Origin of the sequence: Luteococcus sp. (assembly GCF_043424415.1) — a bacterium.
GTDB lineage: Bacteria > Actinomycetota > Actinomycetes > Propionibacteriales > Propionibacteriaceae > Luteococcus.
In genome coordinates this window covers 1-21,288 of sequence record NZ_JBHWOO010000102.1, presented here as the reverse complement: position 1 = coordinate 21,288, position 21,288 = coordinate 1, and the positions used below count along the sequence as shown (strand labels likewise).

At 71.4% G+C, this 21,288-nt stretch carries 17 protein-coding genes, 2 pseudogenes and 1 riboswitch; of the genes and pseudogenes, 6 read left to right on the top strand and 13 right to left on the bottom strand.

Annotated elements, in window-relative coordinates; all coding sequences use genetic code 11:
* Positions 1-41 precede the first annotated feature (41 nt).
* Together ACHFFZ_RS06345 and ACHFFZ_RS06340 are read right to left on the bottom strand one after the other, a co-directional pair.
* Positions 42-890: an undecaprenyl-diphosphate phosphatase gene (locus tag ACHFFZ_RS06345; RefSeq protein ID WP_394275814.1), complete on the bottom strand. Its 849-nt coding sequence runs from the start codon at positions 888-890 to the stop codon at positions 42-44.
* Positions 891-1,223: 333 nt separating this feature from the next.
* Positions 1,224-1,876: pseudogene (locus tag ACHFFZ_RS06340) on the bottom strand (histidine phosphatase family protein).
* On the opposite strand from ACHFFZ_RS06340, the gene ACHFFZ_RS06335 reads away from it, so the two are divergent.
* From ACHFFZ_RS06335 to cobO, 3 genes are read left to right on the top strand one after another with little or no spacing between them, the layout of a single operon-like run.
* A complete protein-coding gene (locus ACHFFZ_RS06335; RefSeq protein WP_394275813.1) occupies positions 1,802-2,728 on the top strand; it encodes a cobalamin biosynthesis protein in 927 nt (308 codons plus the stop codon). The pseudogene ACHFFZ_RS06340 and the gene ACHFFZ_RS06335 sit on opposite strands and share 75 nt — an antisense overlap.
* A complete protein-coding gene (locus ACHFFZ_RS06330) occupies positions 2,728-4,227 on the top strand; it encodes a cobyric acid synthase (RefSeq protein WP_394275812.1) in 1,500 nt (499 codons plus the stop codon). The genes ACHFFZ_RS06335 and ACHFFZ_RS06330 overlap by 1 nt, the downstream gene beginning before the upstream one ends.
* Positions 4,227-4,832: a cob(I)yrinic acid a,c-diamide adenosyltransferase gene (gene cobO, locus ACHFFZ_RS06325; protein WP_394275811.1), complete on the top strand. Its 606-nt coding sequence runs from the start codon at positions 4,227-4,229 to the stop codon at positions 4,830-4,832. The genes ACHFFZ_RS06330 and cobO overlap by 1 nt, the downstream gene beginning before the upstream one ends.
* 179 nt (positions 4,833-5,011) lie before the next feature.
* Here cobO and ACHFFZ_RS06320 read toward each other — a convergent pair whose 3' ends face one another.
* A complete protein-coding gene (locus ACHFFZ_RS06320) occupies positions 5,012-5,302 on the bottom strand; it encodes a hypothetical protein (protein WP_394275810.1) in 291 nt (96 codons plus the stop codon).
* A 9-nt stretch (positions 5,303-5,311) separates the two neighbouring features.
* On the bottom strand, positions 5,312-5,563 hold the full coding sequence (locus ACHFFZ_RS06315; RefSeq protein WP_394275809.1) for a hypothetical protein: 252 nt from the start codon (positions 5,561-5,563) through the stop codon (positions 5,312-5,314).
* A 111-nt stretch (positions 5,564-5,674) separates the two neighbouring features.
* Positions 5,675-5,798, top strand: a riboswitch (cobalamin riboswitch).
* Between ACHFFZ_RS06315 and cobN the strand changes: the two genes are divergently transcribed.
* The 3 genes from cobN (at position 5,794) to ACHFFZ_RS06300 (ending at position 11,056) form a co-directional block, all read left to right on the top strand.
* Positions 5,794-9,474: a cobaltochelatase subunit CobN gene (cobN, locus tag ACHFFZ_RS06310; protein ID WP_394275808.1), complete on the top strand. Its 3,681-nt coding sequence runs from the start codon at positions 5,794-5,796 to the stop codon at positions 9,472-9,474. (Overlaps the previous riboswitch by 5 nt.)
* The gene (locus tag ACHFFZ_RS06305; RefSeq protein WP_394275807.1) at positions 9,471-10,301 is read left to right on the top strand and encodes an SAM-dependent methyltransferase; all 831 of its coding nucleotides are present in this window, start codon (positions 9,471-9,473) and stop codon (positions 10,299-10,301) included. The genes cobN and ACHFFZ_RS06305 overlap by 4 nt, the downstream gene beginning before the upstream one ends.
* Entirely contained in the window at positions 10,298-11,056 is a 759-nt protein-coding gene (locus tag ACHFFZ_RS06300; protein ID WP_394275806.1) for a cobalt-precorrin-6A reductase, read from the top strand. Before ACHFFZ_RS06305 ends, ACHFFZ_RS06300 begins: the two co-directional genes overlap by 4 nt.
* A gap of 156 nt (positions 11,057-11,212) precedes the next feature.
* Here ACHFFZ_RS06300 and ACHFFZ_RS06295 read toward each other — a convergent pair whose 3' ends face one another.
* The 9 genes and pseudogenes from ACHFFZ_RS06295 to cobI all read right to left on the bottom strand — a co-directional run bounded on the left by ACHFFZ_RS06295 (position 11,213) and on the right by cobI (position 20,938).
* Positions 11,213-12,667: a hypothetical protein gene (locus tag ACHFFZ_RS06295; protein WP_394275805.1), complete on the bottom strand. Its 1,455-nt coding sequence runs from the start codon at positions 12,665-12,667 to the stop codon at positions 11,213-11,215.
* Positions 12,664-13,374 (bottom strand): ATP-binding cassette domain-containing protein, encoded by a 711-nt coding sequence (locus ACHFFZ_RS06290; protein WP_394275804.1) that lies wholly within the window; start codon positions 13,372-13,374, stop codon positions 12,664-12,666. Before ACHFFZ_RS06290 ends, ACHFFZ_RS06295 begins: the two co-directional genes overlap by 4 nt.
* Before the next feature lie 97 nt (positions 13,375-13,471).
* Positions 13,472-14,146: a response regulator gene (locus ACHFFZ_RS06285; RefSeq protein WP_394275803.1), complete on the bottom strand. Its 675-nt coding sequence runs from the start codon at positions 14,144-14,146 to the stop codon at positions 13,472-13,474.
* Positions 14,143-15,351, bottom strand: a complete 1,209-nt coding sequence (locus ACHFFZ_RS06280; RefSeq protein ID WP_394275802.1) for a sensor histidine kinase — start codon at positions 15,349-15,351, stop codon at positions 14,143-14,145. Before ACHFFZ_RS06280 ends, ACHFFZ_RS06285 begins: the two co-directional genes overlap by 4 nt.
* A 46-nt stretch (positions 15,352-15,397) precedes the next feature.
* A complete protein-coding gene (locus ACHFFZ_RS06275; protein WP_394275801.1) occupies positions 15,398-16,078 on the bottom strand; it encodes a precorrin-8X methylmutase in 681 nt (226 codons plus the stop codon).
* A gap of 16 nt (positions 16,079-16,094) precedes the next feature.
* Complete coding sequence (locus ACHFFZ_RS06270; protein WP_394275800.1) at positions 16,095-16,847, bottom strand: sirohydrochlorin chelatase; 753 nt, start codon at positions 16,845-16,847, stop codon at positions 16,095-16,097.
* Between the two features lie 5 nt (positions 16,848-16,852).
* A pseudogene (cobJ, locus tag ACHFFZ_RS06265) lies at positions 16,853-19,332 on the bottom strand (precorrin-3B C(17)-methyltransferase); the annotation flags it as partial.
* A 47-nt stretch (positions 19,333-19,379) separates the two neighbouring features.
* On the bottom strand, positions 19,380-20,210 hold the full coding sequence (gene cobM / locus ACHFFZ_RS06260; RefSeq protein ID WP_394275815.1) for a precorrin-4 C(11)-methyltransferase: 831 nt from the start codon (positions 20,208-20,210) through the stop codon (positions 19,380-19,382).
* Positions 20,201-20,938: a precorrin-2 C(20)-methyltransferase gene (gene cobI / locus ACHFFZ_RS06255; RefSeq protein WP_394275799.1), complete on the bottom strand. Its 738-nt coding sequence runs from the start codon at positions 20,936-20,938 to the stop codon at positions 20,201-20,203. The genes cobM and cobI overlap by 10 nt, the downstream gene beginning before the upstream one ends.
* Positions 20,939-21,288: the final 350 nt, after the last annotated feature.

Sequence of the window (21,288 nt, the reverse complement as noted above, 5' to 3'; positions counted from 1 at the left end):
TTTGTCCTCAAGTGGAGGGGTGCGGCCCGTCGGGTGCCGGATCAGACGGCGGTGATGACGTTGCCGGCCAGCAGGCCGAGCACGGCCAGGCCCACCAGGATGCGGTAGATGACAAAGCCGGTGAAGGTGTTGCTGGCGACGAACTTCAGCAGCCAGGCGATCGAGGCGTAGGCGACGAAGAAGCTCACCACGGCGCCGATGACCACCACGCCCCAGCCGATGGTCTCGCTCACGTGGCTGAACTCGGTGGCCGCCTCGTAGACGCCGGCGGCGACCAGGGTGGGGATGCCCAGGTAGAAGGCGAGCTTGGTGGAGGCCAGGCGGTCGAGGCCGCTGAACAGGCCGCCGACGATGGTGGCGCCGGAGCGGGAGACGCCGGGCACCAGCGACAGGCACTGGATGAGGCCCAGCAGGGCGCCGTCCTTCCAGGTGATGGTGTCCAGGGTGCGCTGCTTGGAGGGGGCGAGCTTGGCCGAGTAGCGGTCGGCGGCGAACATGGCGAAGGACCACAGGATCAGGCCGATGCCCACCACCCACAGGCTGCGCAGGGCTCCGGTGATCAGGTCCTTGCCGACCAGGGCGACGCTGGCGGTGATGACGGTGCCGACCACGACGGCCCAGCCCATGTTGTAGTCGCTGCCGCGCCTGGACTTGTTGCCCAGGCCGCCGAGCCAGCCGGTGAGGATGCGCCAGATGTCGCCCCAGAAGTAGATGACGGCGGCCAGGATGGCGCCGATCTGGATGATGGCGGTGTAGGCGGTGATGCCCGGGTCGTCGATGGGCATGCCCATCAGCTTCTCGGTGATGGTCAGGTGACCAGTGCTGGAGACGGGAAGGAATTCCGTCACTCCCTCGACGACTCCCAGAATGATCGACTGCCACCAGGTCATGTGCATCCCCTTCACGAGCGCAGCCCGAACCTCGAAGCTGCCGTTCATGTCAATGTAGGGAGCCCTCTGAGAGGTTCCCGAACGACTCTCAGGCCGGGCACAGCCCCTTGCCAGCCAAGGTCCAGCGCAGATCGGCAGGAGTGCTGGGCTAGGGTGTGGCTGCTGGCTGCGGCCAGCGCGTCGCTGCCAGCGAAGCCGGTGTGACCCCGGCGCTGTCCCGCAACGGTGATGCCCCCATGGTCCTGGCGTGCACGTCGAGCGATCCGGCGGGGACGAGCCCGGTCGCCTGGCTGCCTCGCCCGTGACGACATTCGCGAAGGACGAGTGATGGCCTCACCCCTGCCAGGTGCGCACCAGCACCTCCCCGTTGCCGATGCTGCCCCACTCCACCTCGCGGTGGCCGCGGCCGTCGACGACCGCCAGCAGCACCCGCAGCGCGTCGCCGTGGCCGACCAGCACCACCTCACCGACGTCTCTGGCGGCGAGCTCGTCGAGCAGTTCACGGCAGCGGCCATGGACCTGCTGGATGGACTCCCCGCCGCCCCAACAAACCTCGCTGACGTGCATCCCCTCGGGGGTGTCTTCGGCGACGAGCTCGTCGAATCCCTTGCCCTCCATGCATCCCAGCCCCTGCTCACGCAGCAGTCGGGTGGGCTCGGGGATGCTGCCAATGGCCGCCGCGACGTGCTCGGCGGTCTGGACGGCGCGCAGCTGGTCACTGCACAGCAGCGGGGCGCCGGGCGCGACCAGGCCGACGACGACGGTGGCCGCGGCCTCGGCCTGGGCATGGCCCAGCTCGGTCAGCGGCACCTGCATCGTCTGCCCCTGCAGGCGACGCTCCAGGTTCCAGGTGCTCTGGCCGTGGCGAACGAGGACGATCTTCACCCCTCCACCCTCTCAGGTGCCGCGTGATGTGGGCGCGGGCAACCGGCCTGCTGCTGGGCACCCTCGCCGATGCCGTCGTGCCCGACCCGCAACGACACCATCCGGTTGCCTGGTTCGGCTCCTGGGCGATGTGGGTGGAGCGGCGCACCTACCGCGACGAGCGCGGAGCGGGGGCGGTGCACGTCGCCTGCTGCCTGGCACCGCTGGCCGTGCTGGGCGTGGCCGCCGAGGCCGTGGGTCGCAGGCACCCGCTGGCGCGGGCGGGGCTGACGGCGCTGGCCACCTGGGTGGTGACCGGCGGCTCCTCGCTGGCGCGCGAGGGTGAGCTGATGGCCGCGCACCTGGCCGAAGACCACCTGGAGCAGGCCCGCGACCGGCTCTCGCACCTGTGTGGCCGGCTGGCCGACGAGCTCGACGAGCCGGAGCTGGCGCGGGCGGCGCTGGAGTCGGTGGCCGAAAACTCCGCCGACGCAGTGGTGGCGCCGCTGGTCTGGGGCGCGGCGCTGGGCGTGCCCGGGCTGCTGCTGCACCGCGGCATCAACACCCTGGACGCCATGGTGGGCCACCACAACCGGCGCTACGAGAACTTCGGCATGGTCGCCGCGCGGCTCGACGACGCCGCCTGCTGGCTGCCGGCCCGGCTCACCGGGGCCGTCACCTGCGCCGTCTCCGGACCGCGCGCCGGCCAGGCCTGGCGGGTGATGCGCCGCGACGCCCACGACCACCCCAGCCCCAACGGCGGCTGGTGCGAGTCGGCCTTCGCCGGGGCGCTTGGGGTGCAGCTCGGCGGGCACAATGTCTACCCCGGCGGACGTGTGGAGGACCGGGGACTGCTCGGCGACGGCCCACGCCCAATGGCGCGCGACCTGCTACGCGCCGCCCGGCTGGCGCGTCGGGTGCAGTGGGCCTCGGCCGCGCTGGTGGCCGCGGCACTGATCGGAAGGAAGCTCTGATGGTGGGAATCCTGGTGGCCGGCACCTCGTCGGATGCCGGCAAGTCGCTGGTGACGGCGGGCCTGTGCCGGGTGCTGCGCCGCCGCGGCGTCGACGTCGCCCCCTTCAAGGCGCAGAACATGAGCAACAACTCGATGGTGGTGACCGACGGCGAGATCGGGCGCGCCCAGTTCCTGCAGGCCATCGCCGCGGGCGTGGAGCCGAGCACCGCCATGAACCCGGTGCTGATCAAGCCCGGCACCGACCGTCGCGCCCACGTCGTGCTGCGCGGCCAGCCCGACGGCACCCTGGAGGCCGGTCAGTACGCCACCGGCCGCAGGCACCTGGCCGAGGCCGCCTTCGCCGCCTACCGGGAGCTCGCCGCGACACACCAGGTGGTGGTCTGCGAGGGCGCCGGCTCCCCCGCCGAGATCAACCTGCGCGGCGGCGACTACGTCAACATGGGCCTGGCACGGCAGTTCGGCATGCCGGTGGTGCTGGTGGGAGACATCGACCGCGGCGGGGTGCTGGCCAGCATCTACGGCACCTGGGCGCTGCTGGACGACGACGACCGCGCGCTGCTGAAGGGCTATGTGATCAACAAGTTCCGCGGCGACCCGTCGGTGCTGGCGCCGGGCCTGGACGAGATCAGCCGCCGCACCGGCCTGGCCAACCTGGGCGTGCTGGAGTGGCTGCCGGGGGTCTGGCTCGACGGCGAGGACGCCCTGGCGATCGGCGGCTGGCGCCGGGCCTCGGCCTCGACGCCCGGCGCGCGGCCACTGCACGTGGCCGTCGTCCGGCTGCCGCGGGTGAGCAATGCCACCGACGTCGACGCCCTGGCCGCCGAACCGGGTGTGCGGGTGGAGGTGACGGCCGATCCGGCAGTCTGCGCCGAGGCGGACCTGCTGGTACTGCCCGGCACCCGCGCCACCGTCGACGACCTGCGATGGCTGCGAGGGCAGGGAATCGACCGGGTCGTCGCCCAGCGGCACGCGGCCGGACGCCCCACGCTGGGGATCTGCGGCGGCTACCAGATGCTGGGGCAGGTGATCGTCGACGAGGTGGAGGGGGACAGCTCTGGCCCGGTTGATGGGCTGGGCATCCTGCCGCTGCGCGTCGACTTCCACCCCGACAAGGTGCTGGCGCGTCCGACCGGCAGCTGGCAGAGGCACGAGGCCGCCGGCTACGAGATCCACCACGGCCGCCCGACGACCCTGTCGGAACCCGACGAGCACTTCCTGGACGGCATGCGGGTCGGCGCCACCTGGGGCACGCACTGGCACGGTGCGCTGGAGAACGACGGGCTGCGCCGGGCCTGGCTGGAGCGCGTCGCCGAGCAGGCCGGGCACCCGTGGCGGCCCGAGCCGGGAGCTCCCGGTTTCGCCGAACGGCGCGAGCAGATGATCGAGACCCTGGCCGATGCCATCGAGCGGCAGCTGGACGTCGAGGCACTGCTGGCCCTGGCCACCGATTCAACCACCCCCACCGACCCGACCAACCCCACCGACAGGGAGAACTGATGCAGGGCAAGGCACCCCAGAACACCAGCGGACTGACCACCCGGCAGCTGCGCCACCAGCCGCGGCTGATCATCAACACCGGCGACGGCAAGGGCAAGTCGACCGCCGCCTTCGGCATGGCGCTGCGGGCCTGGAACCAGGGCTGGAGCATCGGCGTCTACCAGTTCGTGAAGTCGCCCAACTGGCGCACCGGTGAGAAGGCCGCCTTCGCCGCGCTCAACGAGGTGCACCAGCAGACCGGGCAGGGCGGGCCGGTCGAGTGGCACGCCATGGGCGCCGGCTGGACCTGGCTGCGCTCGACGAAGGAGGTGGACCACGTCGCCATGAGCAAGGAGGGCTGGGCGCGGATCAGTGAGCAGCTCGCCAACCAGACCCATGATCTCTATGTGCTCGACGAGTTCAGCTATGTGCTGGCCAATGGCTGGCTGGACGTCGACGAGGTGCTCGAGACCCTCGCCAACCGCCCCGGCACCCAGCACGTCGTGATGACCGGACGACGGATGCCACAGCAGGTGCTTGACGCCGCCGACCTGGTGACCGAGATGACCAAGGTGAAGCACCCCTTCGACACCGGGGCGAAGGGCCAGGCGGGCATCGAGTGGTGAGACCGCCGTCGTAGCCCGCCAAAACAGACGCAATGGGCCCTCTGGAAGGTTCAAAACCAGTTGGCCCTCCACATTTCGTCTGTTTCCGCGCGGCAATGCCCGGGCAGGCTTTCCCCCGCACCGGCCACCGACCCTCGGACTGTCTCCGGATGGTGCCGACAAGCCGCTCGGATGCGCCGTCAGCTGCTGGCTGTCGGCGAAGTCCCGGGCGCGCGGCGCACCCACACGAGCATCGCGATTGCCCCTGCCACCCCTGGAACCGCCTCCCCGGTGAAGATGACCGAGCCCGGATCAAAGCCCAAGTGCCACTGCCATGCCCACCTCTCTCCGAAAGCGAGCACAGCGACGAGAAGGGGGACCAACGCATTGGGGTGCTGCCGCCACCATCCTCCCAGCGCGCCCATGACCGGACCGCTGATGAGTCCGAGCACGAAGTACTTGAAGCCGTAGCGGCCCACGTACTCGAGCATGATGCCTGGCTACCATGAAGACACACCCGCCGAAGCTGGGATGTAGTAGGCCACGAGAGCGGCCTGGGTGATCATGAGCCCCCATGCCGCGCCCTTGCCCAGGCGTCCCGTTCGCCAGCCGAACCACAGCGGAATCAGCAACCAGGTCGACGACACATTCGAAACCCACAAGGCATCCCAGGTGTCGAGCGACAGGATAGCGCCCAGGCCGAAGACCAACAGCAGTGTGATGACCACGTCCGGGATCAGGTGTCGCCTCATGACAGGAGTAGGGCGCCGGACAGTACCCACCCCGCCGCGAAAACAGACGCAATAGGCCCTTTGGAAGGTTCAAAAGCACATGATGCGCCACAATTCGTCTGTTTCCGCGCGGCAATGGCCAGGGAGCCCGTTCCCGCTAGGCTTGCCGCAGCCCACGGCCCAGGAACCCGGTGCAAGCCCGGGGCGGTTCCGCCACTGTGACAGCCAGACACTGGACGTCGGGTGAGTCCATGCCCACGTTCCGGAGCGAGAACTCCGGGGGAGGAGACGCGCCGATGCGCATCGCCCTGCTGTCCACGTCCGACACCGACCTGCTCTCGGCCCGCGCCAGCGGCGCCGACTACTTCCTGGCCAATCCCGCCCGCCCCGCCCACCAGCAGATGGCCGAGCAGATCGAGGCCTGCGACCTGGTGGTGGCCCGCATCCTCGGCGGCCCGCAGGACCTGTGCGACGGATTCCGCCGCATCGCCGGCACCCGGCCGATGGTGGTGCTCGGCGGCGAACAGGAGCCCAGCGCCCAGCTGATGGAGCTCTCCAGCGTCCCGATCGGCGTCGCCGCCGAGGCCCACCGCTACCTGGCCGAGGGCGGCCCGGAGAACCTGGCCCAGCTGCACGCCTTCCTGTCCGACACGGTGCTGCTCACCGGCGAGGGATTCGAGCCCCCGCAGCCGATCCCGAGCTGGGGCGAGCCGTCCTGGTGGGAGTCGCCCACCGAGCAGCCCGGGCAGCCCGCCCTCCCCCGCGTCGGCGTCCTCTACTACCGCGCCCACGAGACCAGCGGCAACACCGACTTTGCCCGCGAGCTGTGCTCCGCCATCGACGCCACCGGGCATGCCACCGCGGTCCCGGTCTTCGCCGGCTCGCTGCGCCAGGCCCCCGACGAGCTCTACGGCTTCCTCGGCACCCTGGATGCGCTCATCGTGACGGTGCTGGCCGCCGGAGGCTCCACCCCGGCCACTGCCCAGGCCGGCGGGGACGACGAGGCCTGGGACGTCGCCCGGATGGCGGCCCTCGACATCCCCGTCTTCCAGGGGCTGTGCCTGACCAGCAGCCGCGCTGACTGGGAGGCCAGCGACGACGGCGTCACCCCGATGGACTCGGCCACCCAGATCGCCATCCCCGAGTTCGACGGCCGCATCATCGCCGGTCCCTTCAGCTTCAAGGAGTTCGACGACGACGGCCTGCCCCGCTACGTCGCCGACGCCGAACGCTGCACCCGGCTGGCACGCCTGGCCGCCAACCACGCCCGGCTGCGCCACACCCCCAATGCCGACAAGAAACTGGCGCTGGTGCTGAGCGCCTACCCCACCAAGCACGCCCGGATCGGCAATGCCGTCGGCCTGGACACCCCGGTCTCGGCGATCCGGCTGCTGCGCAGGCTCCGCGAGGAGGGCTACGACCTGGGCGCCGACAACGAGGTGACCCGGATCCTGGGCGCCGCCGAGGCCAGCCCCGAGGCGCAGGACGCCGACGGGCGCACCCCCGACACCATCGCCGGCGATGCCCTCATCCACGCCCTGATCGCCGCCGGCGGGCAGGACGAGGAGTGGCTCACCAATGCCCAGCTCACCGATGCCCACGTCCGCGTCACCCCCGAGCAGTACCGCGCCTGGACCGCCGACCTGCCCGAGGAGCTGCGCGAACAGATGCGCGAGGCCTGGGGCGAGGGCCCGGGCAGCCTGTTCGTCAACGAGGCCGGGGAACTGGTGCTGGCCACCCTGCAGGCCGGCAATGTGGTGATCCTGATCCAGCCGCCGCGCGGCTTCGGCGAGAACCCGGTGGCGATCTACCACGACCCCGACATGGCGCCCAGCCACCACTACATCGGCGCCTACCGCTGGATCGAGCACGGCTTCGGCGCCCACGCGGTGGTCCACCTGGGCAAGCACGGCTCGATGGAGTGGCTGCCGGGCAAGAATGCGGCCCTCTCGGCGGCCTGCGGACCCGACGCCGCGATCGGCTCGCTGCCGCTGGTCTATCCCTTCCTGGTCAACGATCCTGGCGAGGGCGCCCAGGCCAAACGACGCGCCCACGCGGTGATCGTCGACCACCTGGTGCCGCCGATGGCGCGCGCCGAGAGCTATGGCGACATCGCCCGTCTGGAGCAGCTGCTCGACGAGCACGCCAACATCGCGGCGATGGACCCGGCGAAGCTGCCGGCCGTGCGCGGCGAGATCTGGAACCTGATGCGCGCCGCCGAGCTGCACCGCGACCTGGGCCTGGAGGAGCAGCCCGAGGACGAGGACTTCGACGACTTCATCCTGCACGTCGACGGCTGGCTGTGCGAGATCAAGGACGCCCAGATCCGCGACGGCCTGCACACCCTGGGCGCGGCACCGGCCGGCGAGGCCCGCGTCAACCTGGTGCTGGCCATCCTGCGCGCCCAGCAGGTCTGGGGCGGCGCCAGCGATGCCGTGCCGGGGCTGCGTCGGGCCCTGGGGCTGGCCGACAATGCCGACGGCGCCCGCACCGACGAGGTGGAAGCGGCCGCCCGCACCCTGGTCCAGGCGATGGAGGAGGCCGGCTGGGAGCCGTCGGCCGTCGACTACCTCACCGACGACGAGCAGGTGCGCCGGGTGCTGCGCTTCGCCGCCGAGCAGGTGGTGCCGCGCCTGGAGCGCACCACCGACGAGCTGGGTGCGGTGCTGCACGCGCTGGAGGGTGGTTTCATCCCGTCGGGCCCCTCGGGCTCGCCGCTGCGCGGGCTGGTCAACGTGCTGCCCACCGGCCGCAACTTCTACACCGTCGACCCGCGTGCGGTGCCCTCGCGCCTGGCCTGGCAGACCGGCCAGGCGATGGCCGACTCGCTGCTGCAGCGCCATCTCGACGAGACCGGCGCCTACCCCACCTCGGTGGGCCTGAGCGTCTGGGGCACCTCCGCCATGCGCACCAGCGGCGACGACATCGCCGAAGTCCTTGCCCTGTTGGGCGTGCGGCCGGAATGGGATGAGGCCTCGCGTCGCGTCAGCCGGCTCGAGGTGGTGCCGTTGGAGGAGCTGGGTCGTCCCCGCATCGACGTGACGGTGCGCATCTCGGGCTTCTTCCGCGATGCCTTCCCGCACGTCGTCGCGATGGTCGACGACGCGGTGGCGATGGTCGCCGAGCTGGACGAGCCCGACGAGCAGAATTTCGTGCGCGCCCATGCCCGCGCCGACCTGGCCGAACACGGTGACGAGCGCCGCGCCCGCACCCGCATCTTCGGTTCCAAGCCGGGCAGCTATGGCGCCGGCATCCTGCAGGTGGTGGAGAGCGGCAACTGGCGCAGCGACGACGACCTGGCCGAGGTCTACACGGCCTGGGGTGGCTTCGCCTACGGCCGCGGCCTGGACGGCGTGCCGGCCAGCGATGACATGCGCACCAACTACCGGCGCATCCAGGTGGCCGCCAAGAATGTCGACAACGTCGAGAGTGACATCCTCGACTCCGACGACTTCTACCAGTACCACGGCGGCATGGTGGCGACGGTGCGGGCGCTGACCGGCGCCGACCCGAAGGCCTATGTGGGTGACTCCACCAGCCCCGACCGGGTGCGCACCCGCAGCCTGGCCGAGGAGACCGCCCGCGTCTTCCGGGCCCGCGTCGTCAACCCCCGCTGGATCGCGGCGATGCGCCGCCACGGTTACAAGGGGGCCTTCGAGCTGGCCGCCACCGTCGACTACCTGTTCGGCTTCGACGCCACCGCGGGCGTCGTCGACGACTGGATGTATGACCGGGTGGGCCGCGAGTACGTGCTGGACGAGACGACGCAGGAGTTCATGCGCACCAGCAATCCGTGGGCACTGCGCGGGATCGTCGAGCGGCTCCACGAGGCCGCCGAGCGGGGCCTGTGGGAGCAGCCCGACCCGGAACTGATGCAGCAGTTGCAGCAGGTCTACCTTGAGGTGGAGGGCGACCTGGAGGACGACGAATGAGCGAGCACGCCACAGCACTGCAGAGGCTACGGATCCTGGGCATCGGCATGGGGCCGCAGCACGTGACGCCGGAGGTCTCGGCGGCGCTGCGCGGCTGCGACGTGGTGGTGGTCTTCGACAAGTCGGCCACCGACGGTGCCCACGCCGGCCGGGAGCGCGACGAGCAGATGGGGGTGCGCCGCCGGATCGCCAAGGATCACGGCGTGCCCGTCGTCCGGGTGTCCGATCCGCCCCGGGACCGTCGCGGCCCGTCCGAGTCGTCGGGGGCGCAGTACCGCAAGGCCGTCGCCGACTGGCACGCCGCGCGGGTGGAGCGCATCCTGGCGGCGCTGCGGCGTGAGGCGCCCGAGGCGCGCACCGTCGCCATCCTCGCCTGGGGCGACTCCTCGCTCTTCGACTCGCTGGTGCGCCTGGCCGGGCGCATCGAGGAGCAGACGGGCTGCACATGGGACGTGCTGCCCGGCGTGAGCGCGCCGCAGGTGCTGGCGGCACGGCACAGGGTGGTGCTGCACCGGGTCGGCGAACCGGTGCACATCACGACGGCCCGCAAGCTCTTCGAGGACATCGAGGCTGGTCAGCGCAACCTGGTGGTGATGCTCACCTTGCCGCACACGCTGGACGACCTGGCCTCCTCGCCGGGGCTGGCCGACTGGCAGCTGTGGTGGTCGGCGAACCTGGGCTCCGAAGGCGAACAGTCACTCTCGGGCCGGGTCCGCGAGGTGGTGCCGCGGGCGAAGGTTGCACGTGAAACGGCGCGCGAGACCGACGGCTGGGTGATGGACATGTTCCTGCTGCGTGCCCCTGACTCGCGCGGGGACGTGCTGTGAGGGTGCTGCTGCTCGGCGGCACCAGCGAGGGTCGGGCATTGGCCGCTGCCCTGGTGGAAGCCGGGATCGACATCACCAGCTCACTGGCTGGCCGCCTGCCGGAGCCGAAGCTGCCGGTCGGGGCGGTGCGGATCGGTGGCTTCGGCGGGGTCGACGGGCTGCGGGCGGCGCTGGCCGACTTCGACGTGGTGGTCGACGCCACGCATCCTTTTGCGGAGGGGATGAGCCGCAATGCTGCCGAGGCCTGCGCCACCCCGCTGCCCGACGGGCGACGCATCCCGCTGCTGCGGTTGGAACGCCCTGCCTGGCCCGCCGAGGACGGCTGGCATCTGGCCGGGAGCCACGAGCAGGCGGCCGAGCTTGCCGCCAGCCTGGGATCGCGCCCCTTCGTCACCGTCGGCCGCCAGGAGCTGGAGCGCTACCTGCCCGCCTTGGGGGAGCTTGCGGTGCTGGCGCGGATGGTGCGCGAACCCGACATGGCCGTCCCCGATGCCTGGCAGGTGATCACCAGCCGCGGCCCCTACACGCTGGACGGCGAGCTGGAGATCCTGCGCGAGCACCGCAGCGACGTGCTGGTCACCAAGAACTCCGGCGGCAGCTTCACCCGCCCGAAGATGGAGGTGGCCCACGAACTCGGGATTCCCTGTGTGGTGGTGCAGCGGCCTCGGCCTGCCGACGGGGTGGAGACCGTCAACAAGGTCGAGCAGGCCGTCGACTGGGTGCTGGGGAGGGCCAGTGAACCCACCGGTAGGTGAGCAGCCGGAAGCTGGCTGCCCGCTGCCGCACACGCAGGAAACACGGGGCACACGCAGCAAGCTCGGGGCACACGCAGGAAACACGGAGCACACGTTCCAACGTGTGCCCCGAGCCCCTGGTGTGTGCGTGGTGCTGCGACCCGAACGGGCCCGGGCTCAGGACCGCGCGGCGCTGCCCTGCAGGGCGCGGACGAGCCCGATGCCGCAGAGCACGGCCAGGACCACCGAGACGGTGCCTGCCACCACCATGCGTCCGGGGGTGTTGGCCGAGTAGGCCCATGACCACGGACCCAGGAGCCACAGCAGGGGTGCTTGTGCCAGTGCCGAACCCCCCATGACGATCGAGAGCACCAGCCCGACCAGCGTGGTCATGGCGGCAGCTCCCGACGAGAACCGCACCGCCAGTGCCATCGACAGGATCAGACAGGCCAGGCCGAAGGAGAGCCCGACGCTGGCCACTGCGATGGCCCCCTGCCCCGACAGCGCTGCTCCGAACAACACCACCCCGGCGAAGGGCACTGAGGTGAGCAGCACTGCAATGGTGGCGTGCCGGGCCGCGGAGGTGCGGGTGAGGATGCTGCGCAGCGCCGGTTGGAGGCCCTGCGCCGCCAGGCAGGCGAGCAGGCATCCCAGGCAGGGTACGACCAGCAGGCCCACGAGCCCCCGGGTGTAGTTCGCATTCCACACCACGCGGGTTGTCGCCACGAGGAGCGCCGCCATCACCACCGACGCCCAGAACCCTCGGCCCCAGATGACGGGAACCATCGCACGCACCGGCGTCGGACGGCGCCGCTCGACCGGCTGCTGCGCAGGAACCGCTGTCTGCTGGGCACCGTGCTGCTCGGCGCCGGCACCCCGCTGGCATCGCGGCGCAGGTGCCGGGAGCCGCACCATGGCAACGGCCAGCAGGATGAACAGGGCCAGTGAGAGCCCGATGGCGGGCCAGGGGGAGATGTGCAGCACCGCCTCGCCGGGCTTGGCCGGGACACCATTGCCGTGGACGCCGAGCACCGGCAGGATCGGGCGCACGGACCAGGTCCAGGGCTCCATCCACCAGCGATGCCTCTCCGCGTGGATGGTGGCGGCGATCTGCCAGACGAAGGCGATGCCCACCGTGGGGAAGAGCCCGATCCGCTCGGCCAGCAGGTGTCCGAGCACGATCCAGACGGCCGCGGCCAGCCACAGCAGCGCAACGGTTGCCGCGATCTGGCGCAGGGGGACGGGGCCGAAGTCGTTGAACACGACGCCGAGCACCACGGCCGGGGCCACCAGACCGACGATCAGCCCCAGGTGCTGGCCGAGGAGCACCAGGAGCCGGGCCGCCCGGACCTGGGCCAGCCCCACCGGCCGCCAGTCGGTGCCACCGCTGCGGGAGGCGCGCTCCCGTCGAAGGGTCATCGCGCTGGCGAGCGCCGCCACCGGAAGGCACAGCCCCGTGGCGTAGATCACGTGCCACGACATCAGTGCCTGCCAGCTGTTCTGGCCGCTGACCAGACGCCAGCTGCCGTACTCCCACAGGGAGATGACGACCCCGATGAGCCACAGCCAGGCCCCCGCCGTCCGACGGCTGCGTACCAGTTCGGCGGCCAGTGCTCCACGAAGGCCCTTCATGCCACTGCCCCAGTGGCGCGCAGGTAGGCCTGCTCGAGGTCGCCGTCGCTGAAGTCGGTCAGCGCACCCTCGTAGACCATGCGCCCCGAGACCAGGACGCCGATGTCGTCGGCCAGATGGGTCACCTCGCCCAGCTGGTGGCTGGAGATGATGACGGTGCGTCCGCGCGCCGCCAGTTCACGGATGAGTCGCCGCAGCTCGATGATCCCCTCGGGGTCGAGTCCGTTCTGCGGCTCGTCGAGCAGCAGGATGGGGGGGTCGGTGAGCAGCGCGATGGCCAGGGCGAGGCGAGCCTTCATTCCGGTGGAGAAGGAGGCGACGCGCTTTCGCCCGGTGCCCTGCAGACCCACCATGGACACCACGTCGTCGATCCGCCCATCAGTGGTTCCGACGAGTCGTGCGTGGACGCGCACGTTGTCGGCGGCCGAGAGGTGCGGGTAGTAGGCCGGGCCGTCCACCGAGGCACCGATGTGGGCCAGACTGCCACGCGTCCAGGGCTGACCAAGCACCTCCACCGTGCCGGCATCGGCGTGCAACAGCCCGAGGATGATCTTGAAGGTTGTGGACTTGCCCGCGCCATTGCGTCCCAGCAGGGCATAGACGCGGCCGGGGCGGACGGTGAGGTCGAGCCCGTCGAGGACACGATTGCCGTCATAGAACTTGGTGAGCCCGGTGCAGGCGAGCGCTGGGGTGGTGGCTGTTGTCATGCCTCCAGACTCCTCCGGACGCGCCCGCGCCGAATCCTTCCATGACAGGAACTTTCGCCGCCCCTCCGGCCCCTTGCTCCTCCCGTGGGAGGAGGGGTCAGGGGTGCGGCTGGTGCGCGGGAAGGTCCCCGGGTTCGGCAAGCCCCATCGCAAAGGCCTGCACCACCAGGGCCACCCTGTCGCGGGCCTGCAACTTCATCAGCAGGTTGCCGACATGGGTCTTGATGGTGGTCTCGGCCACCACCAGCTCGGCGGCGATCTCGGCATTCGTCAGGCCCTTGGCGATCAGCCGCAGCACGTCGGTCTCACGCGGGGTGAGGCGCTCGTCCACCGAGGCCCGGCTGGCAGTGGAGCGCACTGCCGCGACCACGTGGTGGGCCACGGCCGGATCGAGCACGGCACGGCCGTCATGGAGCCGACGGATCCCGTCGAGGACCAGCTCGGGCTCGGCATCCTTGAGCAGGAAGCCCCGGGCCCCGGCTGTCAGGGCCTCGCGCACCAGGTCCTCCATGTTGAAGGTGGTCAGGACGAGGACGTGGGGCCTGGCCCCGGCCTGCACGATCTGGCGGGTGGCCTCCACCCCGTCCATGACCGGCATCCGCAGGTCCATCAGCATGACGTCGGGCTGCTCCCGCCGGGCCACCTCGACCGCCTCGGCGCCATCACGTGCTCGCCCGACCACGACCATGTCGGGCTGGGCATCGACCAGGGCGACGAAGGCCGAGACGAGCAGCGGCTGGTCGTCTGCCACCGCGACGGTGATGCGATTCATTGGGCCTGGCCTTCCTCGTCGACCGGTGGAACCGGGATGCGGGCGTGCAGGGCGAAGCCGTCTTCCTGCGGACCATGCTGCAACTGGCCCCCAACCTGGTCGATGCGCTCGGCCAGGCCCACCAGGCCGTGCCCGACACCGGCCGTCCCCTCCCGACGACCGCCATTGGACACGTCGACCAGCAGTTGTCCGTCCTGGAGGCCCACGCGGCAGGTCACCCGGCATCCGGGGCTGGCGTGCTTGACCACATTGGTCAGCGACTCCTGGGTGACGCGCGTGACCGCGAGCCGGAGACGGGCAGGCCACTCCTGCTGCCAGCGCGCCAGTTCGTCGTCGGTGGGAAGGTCGGCGACCACTGCGAATCCCGAGGTCCGGACGTGGTCGACGAGGGCTGGCAGCATCCGCACATCCCCCACCGGTGACAGTGGACCGGTGCGCAGCGTGCCGACCAATTCCCGGGTGTCGGCCATGGTGTCTCCCGTCACCTCTTTGATGGCCTGCAAGGCTGCGCGCATGGTTTGCTCGTCGCCGATGGCCAGGGCGGTGGCCGCCTGCACCCGCACCACGGCGAGGGAATGACCGACGACGTCGTGGACCTCACGCGCCACCAGCAGTCGTTCAGCCTGGGTGGCGGCCTCGGACTCGGCAGCGCTTCGCTCGGCAAGCATCTGCATGGCAGCGGCATGGCGATCCACCAGGGAGCGTTGCTGTGCCGACCAGAAGTAGCAGCCCAGCAGCACCAGGCTGTGGATCAGCACGATCACGACCAGCTGGCTGCCGCCGCTCCACAGCCGCGTCGCAGGGCTGACATAGGAGCCCATGATCCCCACCAGCAGTGCTGCCTGCCCCCACCGAGGACTGGGGCCGTGGCGGGTGACAGCCATCAGCAACAGGGGTGCCGCTAACAGGATCGGGGAGACCCCGAGGTTGATCGGGGCCGTGTGGAAGGCCAGGGCGAGTCCGGCCAGCAGGCCGTAGCCGGTCAGCAGGCAGGCCACCGGGTACACCCGCCGCAGGACGACCACGGGAATGATGACCACGTGGACGGCGGCATTCAGCAGGGTGGGGCTGCTCAGCGGGTGTTCGGCGGTCCACAGCAGCTGGATCCCCGCCAGGAGGCAGAACAGCACCCCGACCCCCCAGTCGAACAGCCCGGGGCGGCGCAGGGCCTCGTCGGACGGATCGGTCGGGAGGGTCGCCTGCATGGCTCCATCGTCCCATCCCCCGGATGCGGGGCAGTGGAAGATCCCCCTAGAGCCGAAGCATCGACCGGTTGCCGCGCTCGTCACAGGAGGCGAGTGCGTTGACCGCCGCCACGGTGACGGCCGAGCCGCCGCGTCGCCCGTGCAGGGTGAGGTAGTCCAGCCCGAGGTCATTGCCGGCCAGGGCCTGTTTCGACTCGGCGGCCCCGACGAAGCCCACCGGACAGCCGACCACGGCGGCGGGCCGCACTCCGGTCTCGCGCACCACCTCCAGCAGGCGGAACAGGGCGGTGGGGGCATTGCCGATTGCCACCACGGCCCCGTCGAGCAGGTGGCGGGAGGCCATCAGGGGGCGCTCGGCCCAGAGCTCCACCGCCGCCATCGTCTTGGTGATGCCCTTCTCGGTGGCGCGTCGGACGGTGGCCGGCTCCTGCAGGAGGCAGACCACCTGGTTCTCCCGCGGCAGGCGCGAACGGGTGATGCCGGTGGCCACCATCGTCGAGTCGCACAGCACCGGCGCCCCGGCCAGCAGGGCAGCACGGGCGGCGGTGACCAGGCCGTCGCTCCAGCCCAGGTCGTCGACGATGTCGGGCTGGCCGGTGGCGTGCACCATGCGTGCGGCGACCGGCGCCAGGTCGTCGGGGAGCCGGTCGAGGTGGGCCTCGGCCCGGATGATCGCGAAGCTCCTGTCGTAGATCGAGGAGCCGTCGGTGATGTAGTCGTACTGCACGGGGATCTCCTGGTGGTCAGTAGTCGAGTGCTTCGCGGTAGCGCTGGACGAGCACCTCGGCCAGTTCGTCGCAGGGTCCGAGGACGTCGGCAATCCGCGCCTCCACCTCGGGATGGGTGGCGGTCCAGGCCGCCACGTCGCGGTGCAGGAAGCCGTTGACGCGGCCCTCGAAGAGCAGGTGTGGGGCGATGACGATGCGGCGCGCCCCACCGTCCAGGGCCTGGTGGAGGGCGCTGGTGACGTCGGGATCGGCCACCTGCACGAAGCAGCCCAGCACCCGGGCATAGCCGCGCCCACCCACCCGGGCGGCCAGTCGCTGGTGGTCGTCATTGGCGCGGGCGACGGCCGATCCGCGACCGGCGAGCACCACCGTCGTCTCCTGGACCGTCCACTCGCCACGAGCTGGATCACGTCGGGCCTCGTCAATCCGCACGTGCAGCAGCTCCACCAGCCGGCTGTGCGGCGACAGGTGCTCGGCGACGACGGCCCGCCTGCCCAGGCGCAGCGTGCCCTCGCGGGCAGCCTGCGGGATGTCGCGGCGCACATGGGCGCCGGTGCCGAGCATCAGCGGGGCGACGACGACGGGCTCGTGGGTGGCCGAGAGCCCGTCCACCACCTGGTCGATCGAGGGCTCCACCAGCTCCACATAGCCCATCTCGACGGTGGTCTGGGGAAGCTGCCGGCGGACCCGGTCGAGCAGCTCGTGGCACTGCTCGACCCCCACGCCGTGCCGGGTGCCGTGGGCGGCGATCACCAGGGCGGGCTTCACGGCCGTCCCCCTTCCGTCGCAGGCATCCACGTGTAGTCGCGCGGCGTGACGATCCGCTGGCCCGAGCCGCTGTCGATGAAGCGGGTGCTGCAGGCTCCGACGACCACCAGCGAATTCATGTCCACCCACTCCGGCTGGAAGTCGGCCAGCGTCGAGGTGATCACCTTCTGCCGCTGCCGGGTGGCCTGCTGCACCACCGCGACCGGCGTCGACGGCGGCCGGTGGGCACCCAGAATCTCCAGGGCCCGCGGCAGGTGCATGCGTCGCTTCTTCGAGCGCGGGTTGTAGAGCGTGACGACGAAATCGCCCTGGGCGGCGGCCTGCAGCCGCCGCTCGATCACCGGCCATTCGGTGTGCAGGTCGGACAACGAGATGGTGGCGTGGTCGTGGCCCAGCGGGGCACCCAGGATCGCGGAGGCGGCCAGCTCGGCGGTCACCCCGGGCACCACCTCGACGTCGATGCCGTCGGTGCCCTGCTCCAGCACGGGCGAGGCCATCGCATAGATCGCGGGGTCACCGCTGCAGACCAGCGCCACCCGCTCGCCGCGACGGGCGGCCTCGATGGCCAGCGCGGTGCGTTCGGCCTCGGTGCCCATCTTCGAGGCGTGCAGCCGCGCACCGGGGGCGACGAGGTCGCGCACCTGCCGCACATAGGGTCCGTAGCCCACGACCAGGTTGGCCTGCTGCACCACGCTGTGGGCCCGTGGGGTGAGCAGGTCGCGCGCGCCCGGGCCGAGCCCGACCACGTGCAGCACGCCCCGTACCGGCAGCCGCCCCACGGCACAGGTGGCATCGGTCGACTTCTGCTTGCCGATCACCAGGTCGGCGCCGTGGGCCAGCACCGCCGCCTCGGCCACCGACGGCGTGCCGACATGCCCCTGCACGGTCTGCGACGGATTCGGCACCGGCTGGGCGGCCAGCTCCTCGGCGCAGTGCCACAGCAGCGGGATGCCGAGCTGGTGGCACAGCTGCACCAGGCCCAACTCGCCCGCCTTCACCTCGTGGGTGACGACGGCCGAGACACTCGCCGGGTGCAGGCCCGCCCCGGCGAGGGTTGCGTCGAGGAGCTCGCGCAGCTGCTCCACGCCGGTGCCCTTGTTGCAGCCCATCCCCACCACCAGGGAGCGAGGGTGCAGGGTCACGGTCGGCAGCTCGCCGGGGGCGGGCCCGGAGCTGTCGGTGACCCGGATGCGCGCGACGGGACCGGCGGCCTGCTCGGTGACATTGGGGGCGATCTGCGGCACCGGCCAGCCCAGCCCCCGGTCGAGCAGCACCGGCTCGCCGTCGAGGATCGCGCGGGTGACCGTCGCCAGGTCCCCGTCGTGGTGCCAGCCGATGGTGTCCAGCGCCTGCACGCCCAGCGCGTCGGTGGCGGTGGTGAGCACCGGCGTGCCGCCCAGCGCCTCGGCGATCGCCGTGGCCAGCGCATTGGCTCCCCCGACGTGCCCGCCGACCAGCGGCACGGCGAAGCGTCCGGCGGCGTCGACGACGACCACCGCCGGGTCGGTGTGCTTGTCGGCCAGCAGTGGCGCGAGCAGCCGGGTAGTGGCGCCGAGCGCCAGGTGCGAGACGACCATGTCCGCCTCGGCCCAGGCCCGCGGCAGGCACTCGGCGGCCGGGCCGTCCAGGCGGATCGTCTCCCCGCCCAGGGCCGTGTCGATGGCATCGGCGAGCCGGCGTGCGGCGGGGCTGTTGGTCACCTGGGCGATGCGTGCACTCTTCCAGTCCCTCATCACTGCTCCTCGACCTCGATGACGGCCGCGCCGTTGTAGCGGGCCAGCGCCGCCACCTCGCGGCTGATCGGGCCCCGGACCCGCACCACGTCGCCGCGGCCGGGCAGGGTGCGGCAGAAGATGCGGGCCGCCCCGTCGCTCACCCGCGGCGGCGGCCCCGCGGGGCGCGGTGCCCCCTGGTGCCATCCGACGGTGCTGGCCAGCTGCGGGTCGACGACCAGCACTACATTGGGGTTGGCGAGGTCGGTCAGCGCCATCGCCTGGGCGGCGTCGAGGAGGCGGACGCGCTCGTCGTCCTCCCCGAGCCGTTCGCACAGCCAGAACTCGCGGTCGAGGTCGGCCAGCTGCGTGGCGAGCTCGACGATCCCCTGGTCGGGGCCGGTCATCACCGCCACCTTCCCCCAGGCGCGGCAGACCGCCAGCGCTGGTTCGAGCGGGCGGCCGTGGATGCTGACCACCTCGGCGTCGTCCCAGGGGATCCCGACCGTGGCGAAGGCCAGCGAGATGCTCGTCGGGGCTGGCAGCACCCTCAGCGGCAGCCCGGCCTCGCGCAGCCGTCGCACGATGCCGAACCAGCCCGGGTCCCCGGAGGCGACCACCATGATGCGGGCTTCGGGGCCTGCGGCGACGATCCGTTCGACGGCCGCAGACAGCGCCCCCAGCCGGATCCGTCGCGGCTGGTCGACGCCGAGCGCGTCGAGGTGGCGGTCCCCGCCCACGATGAAGTCGGCGCGGGAGGCCTCGTCGAGCATCGCCGGGGTCACGTCGCCGATGAAGCCGTGGACGCGGATGGGGGTGCTCACTGGACTGCCCCCTTCTCCCGCAATTCCTTCTGGGCTTCGGGATCGGCGGCGCGGAACTCGTGCCGGAAACCCGGGTGGTAGAGGTGCGAGCGGTACTCGGGAGTGGCGGCGGCCAGGGCGGGGCCGACGAGCACCACCGTGTGCTTCCACAGGTGGCGCTCCTTCATGGTGGCCGAGAGATCCCGCAGCTCGCAGCGCAGCATCACCTCGTCGGGCCAGGTGACCTGATGGCCGATGATGCAGGGCGTCTCGGGCGCATAACCGCCGGCCAGCAGCTCCTCCTGCAGCACCTTGTTGCGCGCCGCCGAGAGGTAGAGCGCCATGGTGGCGCCGTGCTGGGCGAAGCCGCGCACCGTCTCCTTGGGCGGCATCGGGGTGCGGCCGCCCTCCAGCCGGGTGAGGACCAGCGACTGCGCCACCTGCGGCAGCGTGATCTCGACGTCCATCCGCGCCGCGGCGGCAGAGAAGGCGCTGACGCCGGGGATGGTCTCGTGGGCGACGCCGAGGCGCTCACACAGCGCCCGCTGCTCAGCGGTGGCGCCGTAGATCGACGGGTCGCCGGTGTGCACGCGGGCGATCAGCTGGCCGTCGCGGGCGCGCAGGTAGTAGGGCTCCAGCGCCTCCAGCGGCAGCGAGGCGGAGTCGACCAGCTCGGCGCCCGGCTTGTGGTCGGCGACCACGTCGGGGTGGACCAGCGAGGAGGCCCAGATGATGACGTCGGCCTCGGCGATGACGCGCGCGCCGCGCACCGTGATCAGGTCGGCGGCACCCGGGCCAGCCCCGACGAAGACCACCCTTCCCGTGGGATTTCCAGTACTCACAGCGATCCTCCGATGCTGGTGCGGCTCGGGGTGCTGAGCACCGCCGAGAAGTAGCCGGTGCGGGTGTCCTGGTCGAGGTCGTCGAGCGACGCCAGGTGCTCTTCGGGCAGGCTCACCTCGCTGCCGACGATCCCGTCGCGCCCGCGCTCGGCAAGGGCTTCGCGGACCATGCCGAGCTGGCGTCCGCCCTTGTAGACGCAGACCGAGTCGGCGGCATCGAGCACCGGCCCAAGGCCCTCGGCGCCGAGGGTGGCGGGGGCGAGCGCCAACACCTCATTGCCCTCGACCAGCGGGGTGCCCGAGGCTGCGGCAAGCGCCTGCATCGCCGTGATGCCGGGAATCCAGGAGACCTCCACCGCGGGCAACGCCGCCCGGACGGTGCCCGCCAGGTAGCTGAAGGTGGAGTAGACGGCCGGGTCGCCGATGGTGGCCATCGCGATGGTGGTGAGGCCGTCGGCGAAGTGGGTCAGCGCGGCCTCGGCGGCCGCCTGCCAGGACTCCTGTCGTCGGGCGCTGCGGCCCTGCTCGCGCATGGCGAAGCCGATGCGTTCGATGCGGGCGGCGGGGGCGACGGCCCGCACGATCTGCTCGGCGCGGCCGGGTCCGTCACCCGACTTCTCGGTGGCCGGCACCAGCACGACATCGGCCTGCTGCAGTGCGGTGGCCGCCGCCAGGGTGACCAGTTGTGGGTCGCCGGGGCCGACTCCGACGCCAACCAGATGGGTTCGTTGCATATGGGGCTCCTCCAGGTCTCTCGCCTGTTGTCCAGTGGCCGTCGACCGGGGGCGTTCCTGACTTCGCAACCGGCATCACAGTGCCGGTGGTGCTCACAGTGGCGGGACCGTGCCAGATGTTCGCTGGCTTCCGCGTCCCGGTCAGTCCACATGCTTCCACGACGAATTCTTCGCCTCGTGGGCGGGGTCGGTGCAGGACCTGTGACGGCTAGGGTCGAGCCATGAACGAGCAGCCCAGTGCCCCGGTCCGACTCCTGCAGTGGCTGGGGCTGGCACCCTCGGCGCAGACCAGCCGCCAGCAGGTGGTGACCAACTGGCTCTATGCCGTCTCGATGGCCCTGCTGATCGCC